At 42.2% G+C, this 21,431-nt stretch carries 10 protein-coding genes and 1 pseudogene; 3 read left to right on the top strand and 8 right to left on the bottom strand.

The genetic code is table 11. The annotated features are described in order from the left end of the window. Position 1: 1 nt before the first annotated feature. From CL176_RS03945 to CL176_RS03935, 3 genes are all read right to left on the bottom strand, one after another. Positions 2-589, bottom strand: coding sequence for a YutD family protein (locus CL176_RS03945; protein WP_118990163.1), 588 nt, complete (start codon positions 587-589; stop codon positions 2-4). 11 nt (positions 590-600) lie between these two features. Further along, positions 601-1,980, bottom strand: coding sequence for a bifunctional metallophosphatase/5'-nucleotidase (locus CL176_RS03940; protein WP_162890814.1), 1,380 nt, complete (start codon positions 1,978-1,980; stop codon positions 601-603). Between the two features lie 190 nt (positions 1,981-2,170). Next, positions 2,171-2,824: a hypothetical protein gene (locus CL176_RS03935; RefSeq protein WP_118990161.1), complete on the bottom strand. Its 654-nt coding sequence runs from the start codon at positions 2,822-2,824 to the stop codon at positions 2,171-2,173. A 515-nt stretch (positions 2,825-3,339) separates the two neighbouring features. On the opposite strand from CL176_RS03935, the gene CL176_RS03930 reads away from it, so the two are divergent. Further along, positions 3,340-4,662, top strand: a complete 1,323-nt coding sequence (locus CL176_RS03930) for an ISL3 family transposase (protein ID WP_118990160.1) — start codon at positions 3,340-3,342, stop codon at positions 4,660-4,662. Between the two features lie 83 nt (positions 4,663-4,745). Here the strand turns inward: CL176_RS03930 and CL176_RS03925 are convergent, their stop codons facing one another. Next, positions 4,746-14,138: a Rib/alpha-like domain-containing protein gene (locus tag CL176_RS03925; RefSeq protein WP_162890813.1), complete on the bottom strand. Its 9,393-nt coding sequence runs from the start codon at positions 14,136-14,138 to the stop codon at positions 4,746-4,748. A 279-nt stretch (positions 14,139-14,417) separates the two neighbouring features. Here CL176_RS03925 and CL176_RS12980 point away from each other — a divergent pair. Then, positions 14,418-15,350 (top strand): annotated as a pseudogene (locus CL176_RS12980) (DDE-type integrase/transposase/recombinase). 234 nt (positions 15,351-15,584) lie between these two features. Then, positions 15,585-16,433: a DegV family protein gene (locus CL176_RS03915; protein ID WP_118990158.1), complete on the top strand. Its 849-nt coding sequence runs from the start codon at positions 15,585-15,587 to the stop codon at positions 16,431-16,433. A gap of 161 nt (positions 16,434-16,594) precedes the next feature. Here the strand turns inward: CL176_RS03915 and CL176_RS03910 are convergent, their stop codons facing one another. The 4 genes from CL176_RS03910 to nrdI form a co-directional block, all read right to left on the bottom strand. Next, positions 16,595-17,374 (bottom strand): CAP domain-containing protein, encoded by a 780-nt coding sequence (locus CL176_RS03910; protein ID WP_118990157.1) that lies wholly within the window; start codon positions 17,372-17,374, stop codon positions 16,595-16,597. Positions 17,375-17,867: 493 nt separating this feature from the next. Further along, positions 17,868-18,827 (bottom strand): class 1b ribonucleoside-diphosphate reductase subunit beta, encoded by a 960-nt coding sequence (nrdF, locus tag CL176_RS03905; RefSeq protein WP_118990156.1) that lies wholly within the window; start codon positions 18,825-18,827, stop codon positions 17,868-17,870. A 17-nt stretch (positions 18,828-18,844) separates the two neighbouring features. Further along, a complete protein-coding gene (gene nrdE / locus CL176_RS03900) occupies positions 18,845-21,070 on the bottom strand; it encodes a class 1b ribonucleoside-diphosphate reductase subunit alpha (RefSeq protein WP_118990155.1) in 2,226 nt (741 codons plus the stop codon). Beyond that, positions 21,060-21,431: a class Ib ribonucleoside-diphosphate reductase assembly flavoprotein NrdI gene (nrdI, locus tag CL176_RS03895; protein ID WP_118990154.1), complete on the bottom strand. Its 372-nt coding sequence runs from the start codon at positions 21,429-21,431 to the stop codon at positions 21,060-21,062. Before nrdI ends, nrdE begins: the two co-directional genes overlap by 11 nt.

Here is a 21,431-nt window from a genome sequence, read left to right as displayed (position 1 = left end):
TTTATGCCTCCTCTTTCTTTCGAATAATAAAACTGCCCTTATGCTTGCGTTTCGTACGCACAGCCTGCTTCGACTGACTTTTCTGTTTCGAGCGCGTTTGGATATTAGCTTTCTGACGGGGTTTATCCACTTGTCCTAATTTCTGTTCATTACGTTCGAGTTGTTGCTGATGGCGTTGATAATAGGTCACTAATTCCTCTGGATAAGTTGCCGCCACATCCTGCTTCGCAAGGACGAAATAAGCACAGCCGAAATTACAATACTCCTTCAAGTAATCATCTAAGAAGTCAATCGTGCGATTTCTAGGAACTTTCTGACGATTCAATTGATAAAAGCCCCGCAAACGTAACTGGTCAGCAGCCCAATCACCGACAATATAGTCATACTTGGCAAAATATTCATCATATCGATCCTTAAACCGCTCTAAATCAAAGCCTTCCCGGTAATCAGCAACAAGCGTGTAAGTTTCATCCTCAATTTGGATATGGGCATCATCAATCCTTGCGAATAAATACGTTTCTGCTTCTCCTTTAGCATAATACGTTAAGATTGACTCAAGTTGATTTGTTAAACTCTCTTTCTCAGACATACAAACTCCTTTCAATCGGTATAAAGGGTATTCAAGTGCTCTTGAACAACGTGACGTAGAAATTTCGGAAAACGTAGTTCGGGCTGACCATAGCGGTCAATACTAGGGAAGAATGGCAGGAACCATAAATGGTCTACTGTAGCAAAGCGGTAAATCGCATCGGTTTCAATCGGCCTTGAATGAACCGACCAGTTCTGGCTCACGTCATGATAGCTGATGCCAGACCAAACGAGCTCACCAAATATTTTGCCCCGAAAGCCTAGGCCGTTAATCATTTGATAGAGCAAATCTTCCGCTTGGCTGTCCATCTCTTCCAATAATTCAAGCAATTGCCAGCCTTGCATCTCAATGACTGCTAGGTGCATCGGATGAGGCAGGGCTTCATGAATTTGCTTGGCGGTAACATGTCCTTCAGGTAAGTCACTGAGGAATAAGCCCGAATTCAAGACAGCTAAATCAAGATTTGTCTCCTGCATAATGGCTTCTAATGCAAAGTGTATAAAGGAGTGCTGCCCAGACAACTCTTGTACATATAAGCCGGGACTTTGGGTACTAATAATCTTTTCTGCTAAATACGCTTCGCCTTTAGCCCGGTAGCGATCATTCTGGACAGGGAGTTTATAACGCTCAGCTAATTGTTCAATACTATGAGCTTTCGCTTCAATGCTCCAGTTATGTTTCGGCGCATCATAAGTCAAAGTCATCTCGCCGACAAACTCCCCGTAACGACCTGCTGCTCCAAGCATAACCCCGTTCACTTCTTCCCCATCTACAAGCACATGATGGGTATGGGCGCCGAGAATAACATCTAGTTCAGGGAATTGCTGGGCAAGCTTTCGATCGGTTCGAATACCTAAATGCGATAATAAAATCGTCAAATCTGCAGATTGCTCTTTGTGGGTTTGCTTGAATATTTCACCTAAAGCATAATCTGGCATCTGAATCAGATAGCCATTCAGCGGATAAGTCTGATAAGGTGCTGTCAATCCAATGACAAGCACCTGTAGGCCGTCCACTTCGATAAAGTCATAAGGCTTGGCCCAAGGTAACGGCTCTTGGGTTCGTCCATCCCGTAAATTTCCGATAATCACATCGAAATCCGCAGCTTGATATAAAGCAGCTAGGGTTTCTTTGGTGAAATTCAAGCCCTCATTATTCCCTAAAGTGACTTTATCATAACGAGCCTCATTGAAAATATCAACCATTACTTTCCCTTGGGTCGCCTCAACCATCGGATGAACCGCATCCATTGCATCGCCAATATCAAAGGTCAATACCGGCTCATTCAAATTCCGGTAGGTATCCTGGCGATCGATGAGAAAAGTTCGAATCACATCCCAATGTTCTAGATGTCCGTGCAAATCATTCGTATGGAGTAGATGTAACTTCATAAGTTCCTCCCTATCTTCCAAATAACGCTGACATCCACCCTTACCGCAAAGATAATTTGCTGCGTTCATATTCTCTTCCCTTAGTAAGGCGTGGATTCCAGTTGCTTCCCTTTCAAATGCTCCTTCCTTTATTATACGAAATTTTACGCAAACAAAAAAGAACCAACCCTTCGATTGATTCTTTCTTTTGTTAGGCTGCATAAGCCGGGATAAAACTTCCGAGAAAGATGTACACAAGTACTAAGACCAGCAAAGCGATCGCAATCGGCAATTGCAAATTCTTCGGTACACTTGGAATATCTTGATTGAAGACGTAAGCAACACCTAAAATCATCAGTACAATCGCTAGCATAATCCCAAAAGCCATCGGACTAATTACATAACCCAGTAGGGAAATCACCGCAATAACAAGCATCCCAACTTCTAGAGGGAGACCTTTAGTATAACCTGCGGGACTGGCTGGACTAAGCTTGTCTTCTTCTTCCATCTGCGCAACTCCGTTAAAGAAACTCAGGCGCATGCCTACAGCTAGGATGTATAAAGCTGCTACAATGACACCCCAGAGCGTTGTATAGGTTAAACGCACTAAGAGAGCAGCTGGCAGGACGCCGTAAATTAAATTCTCTGCTAAGTTGCGCAAGTTATCGCCAAAGATAAATTGGCTATCACTTTGCTTCAGCCCTTTCTGGAAGCGTTCGTTAAAGAATAAAGCCATTGAAGAAATAATAAATGCAATAAGCACATACTGGCTATCGCCAACTACAGCGAAACCTAAGCCGACACTTCCGAAGAATAAGGCAAATACTGTCAAGGCATGGCCTGCATTTAAGCGTTCTAAAAACATTGAATCATCTCCTTTACATTTAAATATATCAGGTAACCTTATTATAGTGGAACAGCATAGGTTTTGTCGATAAATTATCATATTTGTTACCAAATTGTAAGCCTTCTCACTTTCGCAACTAGCGGTCGCATTTCGGGTGACATGTTATGAGATAATACATATGTGACATAAAACAAATAAAAAAGAAATCCCTCTGTTTGTAGTGACCCCAAAAAGTTAGACAATATTTTAGAGAGAGTTGACCTTTATAGGCTGCTCTCTTTTTTATAGGCTTAGAATCTGGCTTCCGTCCTTGATCACCCTCACTCATCAGCTTCTGAAAATTATTATGCATTTGATATTGCAATTGACATATAAATAATTTTTAAAAAAGCTCCGACACACAGGGTGTCAGAGCTTTCATGGTTCTAAAATAAATACGGTTGATGGAAATTTCTCGACCGTTTTTAAGTGCAAAAAACGCAGATGTTCTTTAATATTAAAGTTGACCCAATAATAAAGGAGAACATCTACGTATGAATCATTTTATCGAAAAAACCTTCCAATTAAAAGACAAAAACATTGAAATCGATATGGATTATTGTGAAGAGATAGAATTCAAAGGGCGAACATCGCTCTTTTATCGAGGAACATTGGCATATAAACCAGAGGCTTGTCCTCATTGTGGCATTGCCAATAATGATTATGTCATTGTCAGTAATGGAAAACGCTCCTCTCGTCTGACATTAACAGCCAAATCTGGCTTACCTGCTTACTTAATCCTAGCTAAGCAACGCTTTTTATGCAAAGCCTGTGGGCGGTCATTTACAGCGAAGACATCCATCGTTAATCCTGGCTGCTATATTACGAATCAAGTCAAACAGCAGATTATGGACCGCGCCACAAGAGTCACTTGTGAAACAGATATCGCCAAAGATACCTTTGTATCACCGAATACAGTCCGACGGGTGATTCATGAAACTGCTCGAGCTATTCGAATACGGTCCACTGAACAGTTGCCTGAGCATCTATCCTTTGATGAATTTAAAAGCGTTAAGTCGGTTAAAGCAGCGATGAGCTTCATCTGTTGTGATACACTGTCACATAAAATCGTAGATGTGGTCGAAGACAGAAAAACACACTCACTCAGTGCTTATTTCTCAAGGTTTAGTCGCCAAGCACGTTACCAAGTTCAAACCATTACGATAGATATGTACGAACCATACATGCACCTGGCAAAGCGATGGTTTCCAAATGCAAAGATTATTCTTGATCCGTTCCATTTAATTCAAGCCTTAAATCGCGAATTAGATCGGACACGAATTCGTTACATGAACGAGGTTCGTTATAAAGATTCAAGACTCTATAATAAACTTAAGCGTTATTGGAAATTAATACTCAAACCAAAAAGCGACTTAATGTCTACTGAATACCATCGCTTCCCACTGTTTGATTGGTTAACCAATACTCGTAGCATTGTGGACTATCTCATTCAGCACGACGACGTCTTGAAGGATACCTATCAAATGGTGCATCAATTGGGCGATGCCTTAAGGGATAGGAACTGGCAACGATATCAAGAGATTTTGGCACAAAGCCGGTCCATGACACTTTCAAAAGGCTTAAGGCGTGTATTAAGGACGTTCAGAAAGTATGGGGAATATATCCATAACACACTCACACATGCAGGCCTTAGTAATGGTCCTATCGAAGGGATTAATAATAAGATTAAACTACTCAAACGCAATGGTTATGGTTACAGAAACTTCAGTCATTTTAGAGACAGAATATTACTCATGTGCCGACTTTATGAACCGAAGAACAAAGAAAAAGATCAAGCAACAAATTTAGTCGCTTGACCTTAAATTTACTCATCAACCCTATTTGACAAAGAGCCGCTTTCATTCAGGCTTGTGCCTGCTTATTCACTTGTCCTTTGCAACTAGTCTTCTTCCTCTTCCTTACGCTTGCTGGTAGCAATCATGCCAAGTCCTGCAAGGACAGACAATGCAGCTGTGTTGAAGATCGCCAAGTGGCTAACTTCACCCGTAGCAGGCAGCGTCGCAACAGAAGGATCTGTGCTGACCTTAGCCTTAATAGGATCTGTCGCAACAGAAGGATCTGTGCTGGCCTTAGCCTTAATAGGATCCGTAGCAACTACAACGACACTGTCAGGGGTCGTATCTGTATTAGTACCACCAACTGAGTCAGTTAGACCAGGGAGAGGTGTCACTTCCACCGCAATAGTGGTCTCTTCTACAACTCCGTTGTCATGAGTGATAATAACTGGGACCAAGTAAGTACCAGGTTCCTTGCCTTCAGGAATGACTACCTGAGGACCTTTAGGCGTATCTTTGATGGTGATACCAGTGTCATTGCCTGGTTTCTCCTCAATCTTAGTACCTGGGCCGATTGGTAGGTCTTTCTCATCCTTAATTGGGACTGTGTCGCCTGGTTTACCTTCAGCAGAGTCTCCCTTGTCAGTCGTGATTTCAGGAGTTAGGCCTGGGTTGGCAGGAGCACCTTCAATTGGTTGACCATCCTTATCAAGTGTTTCAGTAGGGGTATCCTTAGATCCATCTGGGTAAGTTACCTCAACCTTAAGTTCCACTTTCTCACCTGGTTTAGAAGTTTCAGGAATGGTTACCTTTATCTTAGGATCTTCAGTTTCAGTTCCTGGAACCACTTCAGTCACATAACCTTCTGGGCCAGTTACTTCAATCGTTGTTCCTTGTGGAAGTTTATCACCGGTATTAGGAATTGTGATAGTTGTGCCTGGTTTACCTTCCACATCTGGGTAAGATGGATTGTGTTGTTCAGCTTCAGTTTCTTCAGAAACTGGCGTCGTCTCCTGAATAGTGACAGGTACGTCCAATTCATCCTTAGATCCGTCTGGATACTCAATCACAGTTGGAACTGGTTTCTTATCTACCACTTCTTCACCTGATGGAATGTCATCCGGATTCTTGACACTTATGGTTGGTTTACCCGCTTCTTCTGGATAATCAGGAATCGTGACTTGACCTGTGATTTCTTCTTCGGTCGGTTTGTTCCCTTTCTCTTTCACCAATTCCTTGGCTTCAGGAGTGTACTTCTTAGCGTCGGTTTCTGTTTCCTTTGCTGTGTAAGTACCCTCAGAAGAAATAGTTAAATCTGTTACAGCTGGGTCATAGACTTGTTTGCCATCAACAAGGTCTGGCTTGTAGTCATTCTTATGTTCAGCTTTCGCTTCAAAGACTAAGCCTGATACGTCAACTGTGCCAGGTTTTTCTTGGCCAGTCTCATCTTTGACAACTTTCTTAACGTCGTAGACTTGTCGTTTCTTGTCAGCCTTATCCTTGAATTGAAGATGCTCAGCTGGTTGAACTGTTACACGGTAGTAGCCTTCTGGTACTGGGTGTTTATCTCCACCGCTGCCATCATCGTTGTCACCACGGTCGTAGATGTCTTTTCCAACAGTAACTTTGACTTGAGTTTTCTCTGAAGAACCATCACCGTAGGTCACAAGAACATCAATCGTCACAGTTTCTGGATTTTCTTCTCCGATACCCGCATTTGGCGTGAAATCGAAGGATCCGTCCGGCTGGACATTTTCTACTTTACCTTGAGCTGGCTGCGTTACCTTGAATGGATCTGTGTCAGCTAGTGGAACTGTTTCGCCTTCTGATAAGTCGACACCATCCTTAGTAAAGCTTGGCTTTTCAACCGTTACCTTAGTTTCAGGTTGAGTTTCAGCAGGTGCGTAGCTTGGCTCATAAGTTTGTTTGTGTTCTGGAGCAGTCTCCTGAATAGTGACAGGTACGTCCAATTCATCCTTAGATCCGTCTGGATATTCAATCACAGTTGGAACTGGTTTCTTATCTACCACTTCTTCACCTGATGGAATGTCATCCGGATTCTTGACACTTATGGTTGGTTTGCCCGCTTCTTCTGGATAATCAGGAATCGTGACTTGACCTGTGATTTCTTCTTCGGTCGGTTTGTTCCCTTTCTCTTTCACCAATTCCTTGGCTTCAGGAGTGTACTTCTTAGCGTCAGTTTCTGTTTCCTTTGCTGTGTAAGTACCCTCAGAAGAAATAGTTAAATCTGTTACAGCTGGGTCATAGACTTGTTTGCCATCAACAAGGTCTGGCTTGTAGTCATTCTTATGTTCAGCTTTCGCTTCAAAGACTAAGCCTGATACGTCAACTGTGCCAGGTTTTTCTTGGCCAGTCTCATCTTTGACAACTTTCTTAACGTCGTAGACTTGTCGTTTCTTGTCAGCCTTATCCTTGAATTGAAGATGCTCAGCTGGTTGAACTGTTACACGGTAGTAGCCTTCTGGTACTGGGTGTTTATCTCCACCGCTGCCATCATCGTTGTCACCACGGTCGTAGATGTCTTTTCCAACAGTAACTTTGACTTGAGTTTTCTCTGAAGAACCATCACCGTAGGTCACAAGAACATCAATCGTCACAGTTTCTGGATTTTCTTCTCCGATACCCGCATTTGGCGTGAAATCGAAGGATCCGTCCGGCTGGACATTTTCTACTTTACCTTGAGCTGGCTGCGTTACCTTGAATGGATCTGTGTCAGCTAGTGGAACTGTTTCGCCTTCTGATAAGTCGACACCATCCTTAGTAAAGCTTGGCTTTTCAACCGTTACCTTAGTTTCAGGTTGAGTTTCAGCAGGTGCGTAGCTTGGCTCATAAGTTTGTTTGTGTTCTGGAGCAGTCTCCTGAATAGTGACAGGTACGTCCAATTCATCCTTAGATCCGTCTGGATATTCAATCACAGTTGGAACTGGTTTCTTATCTACCACTTCTTCACCTGATGGAATGTCATCCGGATTCTTGACACTTATGGTTGGTTTGCCCGCTTCTTCTGGATAATCAGGAATCGTGACTTGACCTGTGATTTCTTCTTCGGTCGGTTTGTTCCCTTTCTCTTTCACCAATTCCTTGGCTTCAGGAGTGTACTTCTTAGCGTCAGTTTCTGTTTCCTTTGCTGTGTAAGTACCCTCAGAAGAAATAGTTAAATCTGTTACAGCTGGGTCATAGACTTGTTTGCCATCAACAAGGTCTGGCTTGTAGTCATTCTTATGTTCAGCTTTCGCTTCAAAGACTAAGCCTGATACGTCAACTGTGCCAGGTTTTTCTTGGCCAGTCTCATCTTTGACAACTTTCTTAACGTCGTAGACTTGTCGTTTCTTGTCAGCCTTATCCTTGAATTGAAGATGCTCAGCTGGTTGAACTGTTACACGGTAGTAACCTTCTGGTACTGGGTGTTTATCTCCACCGCTGCCATCATCGTTGTCACCACGGTCGTAGATGTCTTTTCCAACAGTGATTGTTACGGTTGTTTCCTCACTTGACTTATCTGGATAAGTCACCTTGACAGGAATTTGAACCTTCTCAGGATTTTCTTCACCAATACCTGGTGCTGGTTTGTATGTTACTTTACCAGTGCCCTTGTCGATAGTGATGTCACCCTTGTCAGTTGGTACATTTTCTCCTTTATCAAAGGTAGTGCCTTCTGGCTTGGTATTTTTGTTTTCAGTTCCTTGATCGAAGAATTCCGGTTCATCAGTCGTAACTTCTACACCTGGTTGGGTTTCAGCATCTTTGTAGCGTGGATCCAAGACATCAGCTTGAGACACTACATTCGGATTGATTACCTTAACTGGAACCGTCACGTTTTCTTTTTCATCTGTTCCGTCTTTGGCTGTACCTGGTGAGACAACTTCAACTGGAATGTTGACAACGCGATCTTTTTCGCTTGTCTTCCAATCTGTGATGTTAGGAGTACCTGCTAGGTTCCCCTTGTCATCCACATATAGACCATTAGTTTCTGTGGATGTAATGGTTGCTTTCGGTTTGTTAACTTCAACGGCAGGGATATTGTCAGCGACCTTAACTTTATCTGTTTGAGCCGGAATATCCTTAGGTGTAACCTTCAATGCATCCCAAACTTTTGGATTTTCATCCTTATCATCTGGAATACCATCATTGTCGTCATCATCGTCACCAGCAATCGGTCCAACTCCTGGGTTGTTTGGATCTACAGGCATACCAGTATCTTTGTCTGGTAAGCCATCACCATCTGTATCCCGGTAAACATCAATTGTTGCGTAGTTAGCTACAGGCTTGCCGTCTTTGTCGTTAATAGGTTGATCATTGTCATCAAGCAATTCAACCTTGACTTTAACTTGACGATCTTCTTCATCACCTGTCCAAGTGATTTGCGGAGTACCTGTGACTTCACCTGTGTTTGGGTCAACTGTCAAGCCTGGATAAGTATCTTGATCAGCAACTGTAACCTTAAGCTTAGCTCCTTGAGGAACATTGACTTGTTCAGTCTTGATTGGTGTGATTGGAGTTTTCTCTAAAGCATTTTGAGATTTAGGTTCTGTCGTAATGGAAATCTCATCAGCTGTAGCAACAAATGTTTTCGGAGAATCTTGAGTTACTACAACCTCAGCAGGTTTTAGATTCTCATCACCGTTCCAAACAGGGTTAGCATAACCTTGCTTAGCAACAGGAGTTGGTACCTTGTCTGCTGGAACTTTCGTACTCTCTTTAGCATCGTAGTACTTCTTACCAAAGTCTTCAACACCTTCGCCAGCTTCAAAGGTTACTCGATGGTAGCCTTCAGGCGTTGGCGCATCTGGATTATCTGTACGGTCGATGAATTCTGGATCTGTGACATTGATAACAGCATTAGCTTGGTCAGTTGAATTATCTTCATAGGTAACAGTGACTGGAACTGTAATTGTTTGACCAGGAACTTTAGCTGTTTCTTCAGGTGCGACTGTAACTACACCTGTAGCAGGGTCAACAGTTACAGCGATATCTTTACCGTCAACTTTAACGATAGAATCAGCAGTAAATGGACTATCAGTTTTCAACTTAGGTGTTGATTTAGTTTCAGTGCCTGCTTCAGTAAACTTAGGCGCGGTTTCAGCTTTGTCACCTGGCACAACATCGATTGGGTCATATTTCATGTCATGTTGGTCTGCAATTAACTGACGCTTCACAGTTATTGTAAATGTACGGTCAGTAGCATTACCTTCTTTATCATTAGTAGCATCCTCTACAAATGTCAGGACACGCTCGGTTTCACCATCAGCCCAATCAGTAATTTCTGGTGTACCTTGCAGTACGCCGTTAACTATAGATAAACCGGCTGGTAATGTCGGTTGTTTAGCTACTTCTGCAACATCTGTTGTAGGATCGCCAGTCACGCCTTTTTGAGTATAGCTGACAAACTTCAAGATGTTTGTATCTGATTCACCATCATATGCCGGAATAGTTACATCTGCTGGCTTATCAGCATCTGCTAATTCAGTAAATGTTTCTAATTGTACATTTTCAATGGCATTTCCTACAGCAACTTCTTGTGATTCCGGCGTTGGCTGGACGAGGTCAACGACATTATTGTAAGATTTAACAATTTGGTCTGCTGCTTTAACCGTTTGAACGTTTGCTGCAACAGTCTTACCTTCGTTAACTACAGAAACCAATAATTCTTGACCTTCTACCAGTTTGGCATCTGGGTCAGTGAAGTTAATGGTAAATTTACCAGTGACTGGATCTACGGCTCCTTCACCAAGTTTAACGACTTCGCCTTTTCCAGCAACAGTTTCAACAACTACTGTTCGGGCTTCGCCTTCGATGTAGCCAACATTCAGTAAACCTTCTACAGAATTGTCGTTAGCACGAGCTTCAGTGACAAGAACGTTAGCATTCGTACCAGTTAAACCTTTATTAACCAAAGCCGCCTCGATTGGTGTCAAGATTTCTTTTTCATGGTCGCTTAAGTCTTTGTATTGGATATTTTGCCATTCGTCAGCAATTCCGTCACCGTTGATATCAGAAATAGTGTAGCCAATGTTGGCGTTAGAATTACGTACTTTCGGACCACTATCCAAGGTCAAGTAGCCTGTAAAGACATAAGTAGCACCTGGGTTGTCTTTCAAAATGTCATTTAAGGTCACACCGTCACGCAAGGTGTAGACAATTCTAGCAGCACCCGGGTCCAAGTGAGAGTTATCAAAGTTGATTAATCTAGCAATTGTTCCGGGGTCTGAGTCTAACTTGAATGTTCCTTGACCAGTTGTTGGATCAAACTCATTTCTAAAGCCATCCCATTCATGATCTTGACCATTAAAGAAGACTTGAGCTTGCGGAATATAAGAGAAGTCTTTCCCGACTGCTGAGTTGTTGTAGTTGTCCTCACCGTTTGGTATGTAGTAAAGAGAAGCAGACTCAAGATAAGGAATGAGACGCTTGTCTACTGTGTAATGGTAGTGTAGAGGATCTACGGTTGCTCCAAATGTGTTTAGAGAACTTCCTCCTGACTTACCGAAGAATTGGTCAACAGCAAAACCACGTACCTTATCTCCAGTTAATCCTGTATAAGGGCTAATTGAATTCCCTTCAAAATACTTGACCTGTCCACTTGAAAGTTCGAACCAGTTGTTCCAAACTGGCTTGTCTGTAGTCTCTTTAGCATCGTACTCAGTTGGTTGAACTTTTAAGAAAGTGGATGAGTAAGAACCATCGACAATAGCTTTTTCAGCATTATTATAAACATAGGCTGTTGAATCAATGTCACCGTTGGTTACTTCTCTTCCTAAGTCAGCCTTCACTTCATTTAGAACTGCAGTTACCGATGTATCAAGGGTAACTTTAACTGGATAGTTATTTCCGGCGCCAACAGCTGTGTTGGTCATTAAGGATTCCCTGTCCCCAGCCCCACCCCAGGCACGCATCTTCCATGAGTTGGTTAAATCACCTTTACGGTTGACAATTCGCTCGAATTCTCCACCCTTGCTATTTTCAATACTAACGATATGTTTAGCGACATTATCTGAGAATTCAATGACATAGTCCCATTTTTTCAAAGTATCTTCAGATTCGCTTGGAATCAAGTGGATCAAACTAGATACTGTTACATCGATTTCATTCTCAGCTTGGCTTTCAGGTGCTAATTTCGTCTCCATTTGGTGCATGACGTTGTTTAAGAAACCTTCAGAGTTGAACTCATTACGTGAACCACTGTTAGTCATTGGGATGAACTGTTCTTCTGAAAGCTTCTGGCCAGATTCACCAGGGCGTTTGTTTACTTGGACTAAACCAGAGATAATCCGTGAGGTTGATTGTCTTGGTAAGGTGACACGGATATTAACCTCTTGTAGACCAACTTGGCTTGTATCAAGTGCTTTAAGGTCTTTTCCATTTTCATCTTTCAAGTCCTCAACAAATTTACCCTCAGCATCCACCTTAACAAATTGGAAAACCGTACCTTCAGGGAAGTCTACTGGCTGGCCATCTGCATCAACTGCTTGAGCTTTGATTAAATCTTCAGCTGTCACTTTAGTATTTAATAAGACGGTTTTTGGCTCTGCTTGAGCGATATAAGTAGGTGTCTTAACCTCTGGCAATTCTTGGTCTTTAGGGTTAGTACGAGTTGTATCATCTACCCCAGGATTTCCTTTGTTGGTAATTGGACTAGGATCTCCCTTGAAGTCGCCAAAATTGTAGGAAATGTTTCCTTCTGTATTAGCTAAATAATTACCCTTCTGATCTAAGAAATAACCAGTAAAGGCATAATTTTGGTCCAGAGAAGCTGGACGAAGCTGATCGATATTTACATCATCTTTAATGAAGTAAACCACACGGACTCCAGCAAGCGCCGCTCCGTCTCCCCCAGCTTTATTCATTTGGCGATTACCTGAAGCTACTGCTCCGCTAGTATCAGGGTCGACCTTGAAGTGACCGCTACCTGTTTTAGGATCATAGTCCATATAGTATTGGTCTGCATTCCCTTTAAGTCTTTCATTAGGTTTTGCAATCGGCAAAGTCGAAAGAATACCTGATTGGTCATCGTTTAGGATAAGACCATTGTAGAAGACCTGCTCATAAGCATGTAGGTCACGGTCGAAGGCACGGGCGTCACGCTTAGGACGGTAAATTCCCACACCTTTTATATATGGAACTAATCGCTCGTCAGCCTGGAAGTGATAGGTAGATGGTTCGCTGACTACTTCTCCTGCAGTATGTTTTGAGAAAGACTGATCAACCGCAATCCCACGTACTTTAGCATTAGGATCATATTGTCCTGTGTAAGGATCGACCGTTCCACCCTCGACATACTGGGCCTGACCATTAGTAAAACCAAAGTGTCCAGGAACTTCTTGAGCAAAGCCTGCACTTTGTAACTTGTCTAAAGCTGTAGGCTTAGTTTTAAAGAAGGTCTTATTAATAGATCCATCAATTACCTTGTTATCAACTGGGTCATAAAGATAGGCATTGAAGAATAACTCGTTATTCTCTTTAGCTTCTGGGAATTCTTTCAGGATATTTTCCCAGGTATCTTTAAGTTTGACCTGCAAGGTAGCGTTTTTGTTGAATCCGGTTTGTGAAGAAGCGAACATCGAATCGAAGTTAAACGGACTATTTGGATCATTATTTGATGTTACGACGTTCGTGTCATAAGCATTCATCTTCCATGTATTAGACACTTTAGCTGGATCAGTCACGTCGTTCAAACGCGTCATACTAAAGTCACGGTCAGAGGTCTTATCGCTGTCTCTAGCAATATATCTGATGTCTTCAACATAACGAGCAATACGGTCGTCAATTTCATAACGAACTTCATATCGGTCTACAGGTGGAACCGTTGGATGGAAGGCTGTGTTTTTAATTTCAAACACTGTATTGCCTTTATTCCCTGCTTTACTGAAGTCAGATAAGTTAACACCATAACCAGTGATGTTATTTTCTTTTTTTACAGAATCCGGATTTTTAGCATCCAAGGCAGTGTTTAAAAGATTGGAGTCCACTGGCTTGCCAGTATACACTGTGCTTTCTTCAGTACGTTCTGCGTTTTCAACTTTTGCTGGAGCTGTTAAAGCTGGATCAGTCGGTGCTGGCTCTGTTGAAACAACAGCATCCGAAGGGCCATTGTCAGATTGAGCCTCAAGTTCTTTCGCAAGTTCAGGGTTTTTAATGCGAAGTTCTTTTGATGTTTCAATCATTTGAGCAACTCCACCGTCAGCTGGAATGTTCTGTCCAGTGACTGGGTCAGTAGTTGTGGCCATCGTTGGGGTTGCCTCTTGATATGCTTCGTGAGTCGCTGTAACTTCAGCTTGTTGCTCTGGCGTGATTTCCAAAGTGCCGTTGACTGCATCCACAGTTCCCGCAGCTTGCGCTAACGGGACATCACTCGCAAATATAATCCCAGCCGCAACCGCCACTGAAGCGACTCCGACGCTCAGGCGTTTGATGGCATAGGTTTTTATTTCGTCGCCTTCCCTTTGACGACGAACTTTATGGTTATTTCTTCCTACCATAATACTCCTCAATTTTTTCATATGATTATCGCTTAACCTCAGAAGGAGCATGCCACAAAAGCATGCTTCCCTGCGACAAACATAGAATAACATGCTTAAGATCGTTTTGCAAATGCTTTGGTTTGTTTTTTCATTGCTTTGAAATGTTGTGATAATTATGTAATACTCCTCTCAAGTGTTATGAGATAATACATATATGTGACATAAAACAAATAAAAAAGAAACCCCTCTGTTATAATAGATTTGTGAACAATTATAAACATAGAAAGGATCTCTTATATGTCTATTATAACAGAAGGTATGAAACATCGCGAACGAATGGTTAAGTATGCTATCAAAGTGAATAATAATGCCGTAGCCGCAAGGAGATAACATAAATCCAGGCAATATGTTCAGAGATGGCAACAAAGGTATGATGGATCGATTGAATCCTTGCCAAAGAAGTCTACTCGTCCTAAATCACATCCTAACCAACATACACAGGATGAATTGGACCTGATTAAACACATGCATAGGCACCATAAACATCATGATTTAGCTCATGTCTACCGCAAATGTCAAGAGGAGGGCTACACTAAGTCTTATGATTCTATGTGTCGACAGATCAGGAAGATGGATCTAAGAAAGCCTACTAAAGCTTAGAAAAAAGGCAAGAGGCAGAAAGATAAGCCCAAATACACTCACCCTGGTCAACTCGTTCAAATTGATGTGAAATACGTCCCTGTGAACTCTATCGGCTTTGTGAGTCACCATCAGAGATACTACCAAATCACAGCCATAGATGCTTATTCACGAAAGAGAGTGTTGAGTCTGATGAATAAGAATAGCACCTATACAACCGCAGAATTTCTGCTAACCCTAGAAGGAGAGATGGGCTTCAAGATTGACAAAATTCAGACAGGCAACGGAAGGGAGTTTACCACTGACCCAGAGGAAACTGATAAGCAATCAAGGTTTCAAAAAGTCTTAAACTGCCTAGGTATTGACTATCAAACGACGGCTCCTTATAGTCCTTGGCAGAACGGTTTGGTAGAGAGAAGCCACCGAGAAGATGAAGAGAAGTTTTACTCAAGAAGACGTTTCTTCAGTGAAGAAGAGCTAGAAAAAGCTTTAAGACGGCACCACACAAGCTACAATAATACCTACCGCAAAGTTTTAGATTTCAAGAACCTGAATGAAGTCGTCACAGAATATTTTGAAAAAGCAGGTTAGCCATTATATATTTCTTCCAAGTTTCGTCAAGGCACGCTTCGCTCTAAAGACCTTGACAAAACTTTCCAGAAATATGCTGAATGTTTAACTGCTTTTGGCAATCTATTTTTCAGAGATCGTGTCACAAATGTTTGACGTCTCACTTTCGCAACTAGCGGTCGCATTTCAGGTGACATTCATTGTTAATTCAAAATGAGTTCGCTATACTTATAAGGTAGAGATGGAGGGATTCACATGAAAAAATGGAAAATTGTTACAGACTCAGGTTCAGACTTTCGCACAATCGACAACCTTAGCGACAAGGTAGACTTTGCGTTTGTACCTTTGATGTTAAATATTGATAATGAAGTTATCGTGGATAATGGGACCATAGATAACGATACCTTAAATGCCAAATTGGAAGCTGCTAAAGGCGCCACGTCCTCAGCCTGTCCTTCGCCAGATAGCTATGCTCGTACTTACGTTGGTGCTGAGAACGTAATTGTCTTTACCTTAACTGGTGGCCTATCTGGAAGTTATAATAGCGCCCGCTTGGGTAAAGATATTTTCGAAGAGGAACATCCTGATGTCAACGTCCACATCTTCGATAGTCGCTCAGCTAGCGGAGAGATGAATTTACTGATTGAGAAAGCCTTAGAATTAGCCGAAGCTGAGGTAGAATTTGAGGAGATGCTCGACGCTTTAAATACTTACCATCAGCACACTCAAATCGTCTTCTTATTAGAATCCGTAAATAATCTAGTCAAAAATGGACGCGTGAATAAAATTGTCGGGCAGATGATCGGCCTCTTAAATATCCGCCTAGTTGGCGTGCGCACTGAACAAAGCACAATCGATATTGCTCATAAAGCACGAGGCGCCAAACGTGGCTACGAGTCCGTCTTAAAAGAAATGGAAAGTAATGGCTATCAAGGGGGTAAAGTATCCCTCTCTCACGTGGCAAACCTGGAAAGTGCCAAGCGCTTGAAAGCCTTAATCAAAGAGCGCTTCAAAGAAGCACACGTTACCATCCAAGAAACCAGTAATCTTTGTTCTTATTACGCAGAGAAAAATGGCCTTATTTTAGGCTACGAAACGAAATAAAAAAGCTTATAATAAAGCCGAGGAAATGCTCATTAATAGCACTTCCTCGGTTTTTACTTTTGTAAAATTAGTATTGTTTCGTTCCTCAGGTCATAAGTTTGAACGGTTTGTGCCCCTGCCAAGTTTATATAGAATAAACCTCTCATCTGGTAACGACTCATCTACCAATTATCTAGCTGAACGGCTACAACTAATCGCACATAGGGTGTCTCTTCCAAGTTCATATCGGTGGGTGTAAGCCAAACATAGACATATTGATGTTGGTAGTCCATCACTTCCGGGCGCATGAGACTGGCTTCATAGGCCTCGAACAAGTAATCGGCAAGGATTTCCTCATTCTGCCAGGTTTCCAAATGAATATCTCCCGCTGAGATATACAGTTCATATAAGTTCTCACTCAACCGACTTTCAGCTGATTCCACATAGGGATGCATGCTACGAAAGTCACCCCCATGAAGGGTTTGGTTGGATAAGTAATTGTATTCCGCTAGTTGGTGGACCCGGTTTTGAATGCCGTGATGTAGGTAGTCTCCTAAAAGTACAGGGGGATAACCAGCTTCTTGACGAGCCTGATTAACGCGGTTTAAGAACGCAACGTTAAGTTCAATAATGTCGACTTGCTCATTGAAACGCTGGGCTACTTCCCTCGCTTTCTGGTAGTTGGGGTGGTTAGTTATCTCTTCAGTAAATTGGATTGGTTGGCTTGTATCACGGTCAGTTGAGCTAGGTTGTGATAATGGTTGAATATCTTCTGGCTGGCCTACATTCCCTTGGTTAAAGCCTAAGATTTCATAGCTAATCGATCGAACCTTATCGCCCACGGTAAGCGTCTCATCTTCAATAACTCCCTGAATAAATACAGTATTCTCCGTATAAAGCCAAAAACAGACCGCCCCAATACACAGCAATTTCACATAGGTAGATATTGGAATCCGTTTCATCTCACCCCACCTTTCTTCTTGTGATTATAGCAGAAAATATCGCAAAGTCCTATGTGTTTAGTACGGCGGCTTCTTTAAAACTGAAACTACGTTACGTTTAAGAAAAAGAAAGCAACTGTTTGCGCTAGGATTCCGTAGGAAGATGCCCCACGGAAGAAAATCCTCGCAACATTCCATGGGGATGCTTCTCCACGGAATAATCGACCAAAATCATTCCGTGGGACACGCTTCCCACGGAATCCAGCAACCCATTCGCCCATTCAGCGCTATATTTGGCCATTATATGAAGTATGGTGCAAAAGTACGGAATCTAATTTACAGCCTGAGGTTATCTGCTCATAAGCCAAAAAGAAGCCACGGCATCCGGCCGTGGCTGTCTCTTTTGGCAAGCATATTGTGCTTCACCTAAATTGGCACAGCCATTCATAGTAATATCGTCAAACTTAATCTTGTACAAAGAATACTATGCGAATCAGCTTATATAGAGCTTCCTTTAGAAATCGTAATCGTCGTCATCCATCGCTTCGACTTCACCCATTAAGTAGCCTGAGCCGACTTGTGAGAAGAAGTCATGGTTGGTTGTCTCCGTAGAGATCCCGTTCATAACCACTGGGTTGACGTCTTCAGCCGTGGCATTCGGGAAGAAAGGCTCAAAACCAAGGTTTTGCAATGCTTTGTTGGCATTGTAACGCACAAAGGTCTTCACATCTTCGCTCCAACCTACTTGGTCGTATACATCGTGGGTGTAGGCAATTTCGTTATCCATTAAATCAAAGAGTAGATCATACATCCAGTCACGCAATTCGGCTTGTTCTGCTTCATCCAATTCATTATAGCCTAACTGGAATTTGTAGCCTAAATAAGTGCCATGAACTGATTCATCACGAATAATCAGCTTAATAATCTCAGCCACATTCGGCAATTGATTATTACCTAAATACCAGAGCGGTGTATAGAAACCACTATAGAATAGGAAGGATTCTAGAAATACGCTGGCAATTTTCTTTTGCAGGCCTGTCCCATTCTGATAGATTTCGTTAATCCGTTTGGCTTTGTATTGAACACGTTCGTTGTTATTCGTCCAATGGAAGATTCGATCGATGTCCTTGCTATCGTTTAATGAAATAAAGATTGTACTATAGCTTTTGGCATGGACCGATTCCATAAATAAGATATTATTCAAAACCGCTTCCTCATGCTGCGTTCGTACGTCAGCCCGCATAACGTTCGCGCCTTCTTCTGATTGTAAAGTATCCAAAAGGGTCAGACCGCCGAAAGCCTTGTTCACCACATCTTGTTCTTCGGGACTTAAGTTACGCCAGTCATCCAAATCATTCGAGACAGGGATTCGGGTATCCAACCAGAATTGGGAAGTTAATTTCTCCCAAGTAGCCTTATCGATCGCGTCTTCGATGCGATTCCAGTCAATTGCTTTATAGTCTAAATAAGTCATCTTTCTCCCTTTCTTGCCTAAACCATGCAGGATTCACATTCATTAGCACCAATGACATCCCCATCGTTCGTATAGGTGCGAACATAGTAAAGTGACTTAATGCCTTTAGCATACGCATAGTTACGTAGACGGTTCAAGTCACGGGTAGTCATCTTCGTCGTCTTCCCTTCTTTCCACTCATAAATTCCTTCCGGAATATCTGAGTGCATAAAGAGAGTCAAGCTCATCCCTTGATCGATATGAGGTTGGGCTGCTGCATAGACATCAATAATCTTACGTTGGTCCATATCATAAGCTGAAGTATAGTAATCTATCGTCTCATTTGATAAATATGGCGCTGGGTAGAAAATAGCTCCCGTCTTCTTCTCTTGACGATGCTCCACCCGTTGTGTAATTGGATGTAGAGATGCACTCGTTTCATTAATATAAGAAATTGAGCCATTTGGCGCAATGGCCATTCGGTTGCGGTGGTACATACCACTTGCTTGAACAGCCTCAGATAAGGCTTGCCAATCTTCTGGAGTTGGCACATGAATACCTTTAAACAACTCCGCTACTTTCTCATGCTCAAAGGTGAATGCTTCTTCAATATAAGGGGCAAAGTAACTTCCATCAGCGTATTTAGATTGTTCAAATTTATGGAAGCTTTCCCCTTTTTCTACGGCGATTTTATTACTTGCTAGAATAGAGTAATAGTTGACCGTTCTAAAGTAAGCGTCAGTAAATTCAATGGACTCCGGTGAACCATATTCCATTTGATGGATGGCAAATTGAGTATGAAGACCCATCGCGCCGAGGCCAATAGTGTGATACAATTCGTTACCTTTCTGAATCGTCGGTACTTCTTCAAGATTCGTTTGATCGGTTACGGTTGTAAGGGCACGAACTGCTATTTCAATCGACTTACCAAAGTCCGGTGACTTCATTAAGTTGACAATATTGGATGATCCCAAGTTACAGCTAATATCTGTACCAACCGATTTATAAGATAAGTCATCATTTAACACGGACGGCTCTTGCGGTTGGAAAATCTCTGAACAAAGATTACTCATGATGATGCGTCCATCGACTGGATTGGCCTTGTTAACTGTATCAATATTGATAATATAAGGATAACCGGACTCTTGTTGCAGACGGGAAATCTCTTGCTCCAATTCACGGGCGCTAATTTTCGTCTTTTTGATGGATTCATTCGCGACAAGATTGTCGTATTCTTGAGTGATATCAATATAGGCAAAAGGCTTCCCGTATTCACGTTCTACATCGTATGGGCTGAACAAGTACATCGGTTGGTTGGTCTTAATCAGTTCATAGTATTTATCCGGAACGACCACACCTAAAGATAAGGTCTTCACGCGGATCTTCTCGTCAGCATTCTCCTTCTTCGTTGACAAGAAGGCATAAATATCTGGATGGAATACGTTTAAATACACCACCCCTGCACCATTTCTTTGGCCTAATTGGTTACTATAGCTGAAGCTATCTTCTAGAAGTTTCATCACAGGAATCACTCCGGACGAAGCATTCTCAATCTTCTTAATCGGATCGCCTGCTGCCCTTAAATTAGAAAGGTTTACGCCGACACCGCCCCCTAAGCGTGATAATTGCAAGGAGGAGTTGATTGCCCGGCCTATGGAAAGCATCGAATCATCAATATCAATGAGGAAGCAAGAAACTAATTCTCCGCGTCGTTTCTTCCCCGCATTTAGAAAAGTTGGGGTTGCAGGTTGATAACGTTGAGTAATTAACTCTTCAGCCAAATCCAAGGCTAATTGCTTATCACCGTCTGCTAAATAAAGAGCATTGAAGGCAATTCGGTCTTCATAGCGCTCAAGGTATTTGCTACCATCATTTGTCTTCATCGCATACTGGGTATAGAATTTGTAAGCCCCCATGAAGCTCTTGAAGCGGAATTTATGCTTGTAGACTTGTTTGAATAATTTCTTGACAAAGGCGAAATCGTAATTCTTGCCTTGATTGTCCGGATGCTGGCTTGCTTCTTCATCGAGCTCATATTTGAGTAACATAGCCTCTTCCAAATAATCCTCGCGAACAAGATACGTCAACTTCTCATCTAAGGTATAGAAGAAGACCGTATTCATATTCACATGCTCGAGAAAATAGGCACGTACTGCCTCCTTATCCTTATGCAAAGGAATCATTCCATCAACTGGAATATTCACCTGATTATTCAATCTAAAATAGGATACTTCGTTCTTATCTTTCACTACACTACTGTGCATATTGTTTCAATTCCTCCTCCATCTTGGCTACATCATTCTCGCTACCTTGGAACTCAAAGCGATGTAGCACCGGGATATTATATTCTTCGGACAAATCGTCCGCAGTGAAGCAGAATAATTGGGCGAAATTGCGATTCCCCCCACCGAAAATTCCTCGGCACAAGGCAATATTCTGGCCAGTCTCTAGGAAATCGTTCACGGGTTCGGTAATCTCTGCTTCGTAAGTTGGAACCACTAAGATAAAGGGTTCTTCCATTTCAATAAAAGGATTCGCTGGTTGAATTTCCACCGACTCCACCTCGGGAAACTTATTTACAAACTTCCGTGTCTGACCCGTCAGTGTAAAATAAGCTAGCATCAT

The organism is Suicoccus acidiformans, from assembly GCF_003546865.1.
Classification (GTDB): Bacteria; Bacillota; Bacilli; order Lactobacillales; family Aerococcaceae; genus Suicoccus; species Suicoccus acidiformans.
The sequence above is the reverse complement of the archived record's forward strand: the minus strand, read 5'-3'. Positions and strand labels throughout refer to the sequence as shown.

Coding starts and splice junctions, on each gene's coding strand:
- CL176_RS03945 (WP_118990163.1), bottom strand. CDS start 589: ATGTCTGAGAAAGAGAGTTTAACAAATCAACTTGAGTCAATCTTAACG.
- CL176_RS03940 (WP_162890814.1), bottom strand. CDS start 1,980: ATGAAGTTACATCTACTCCATACGAATGATTTGCACGGACATCTAGAA.
- CL176_RS03935 (WP_118990161.1), bottom strand. CDS start 2,824: ATGTTTTTAGAACGCTTAAATGCAGGCCATGCCTTGACAGTATTTGCC.
- CL176_RS03930 (WP_118990160.1), top strand. CDS start 3,340: ATGAATCATTTTATCGAAAAAACCTTCCAATTAAAAGACAAAAACATT.
- CL176_RS03925 (WP_162890813.1), bottom strand. CDS start 14,138: ATGGTAGGAAGAAATAACCATAAAGTTCGTCGTCAAAGGGAAGGCGAC.
- CL176_RS03915 (WP_118990158.1), top strand. CDS start 15,585: ATGAAAAAATGGAAAATTGTTACAGACTCAGGTTCAGACTTTCGCACA.
- CL176_RS03910 (WP_118990157.1), bottom strand. CDS start 17,374: ATGAAACGGATTCCAATATCTACCTATGTGAAATTGCTGTGTATTGGG.
- nrdF (WP_118990156.1), bottom strand. CDS start 18,827: ATGACTTATTTAGACTATAAAGCAATTGACTGGAATCGCATCGAAGAC.
- nrdE (WP_118990155.1), bottom strand. CDS start 21,070: ATGCACAGTAGTGTAGTGAAAGATAAGAACGAAGTATCCTATTTTAGA.
- nrdI (WP_118990154.1), bottom strand. CDS start 21,431: ATGATGCTAGCTTATTTTACACTGACGGGTCAGACACGGAAGTTTGTA.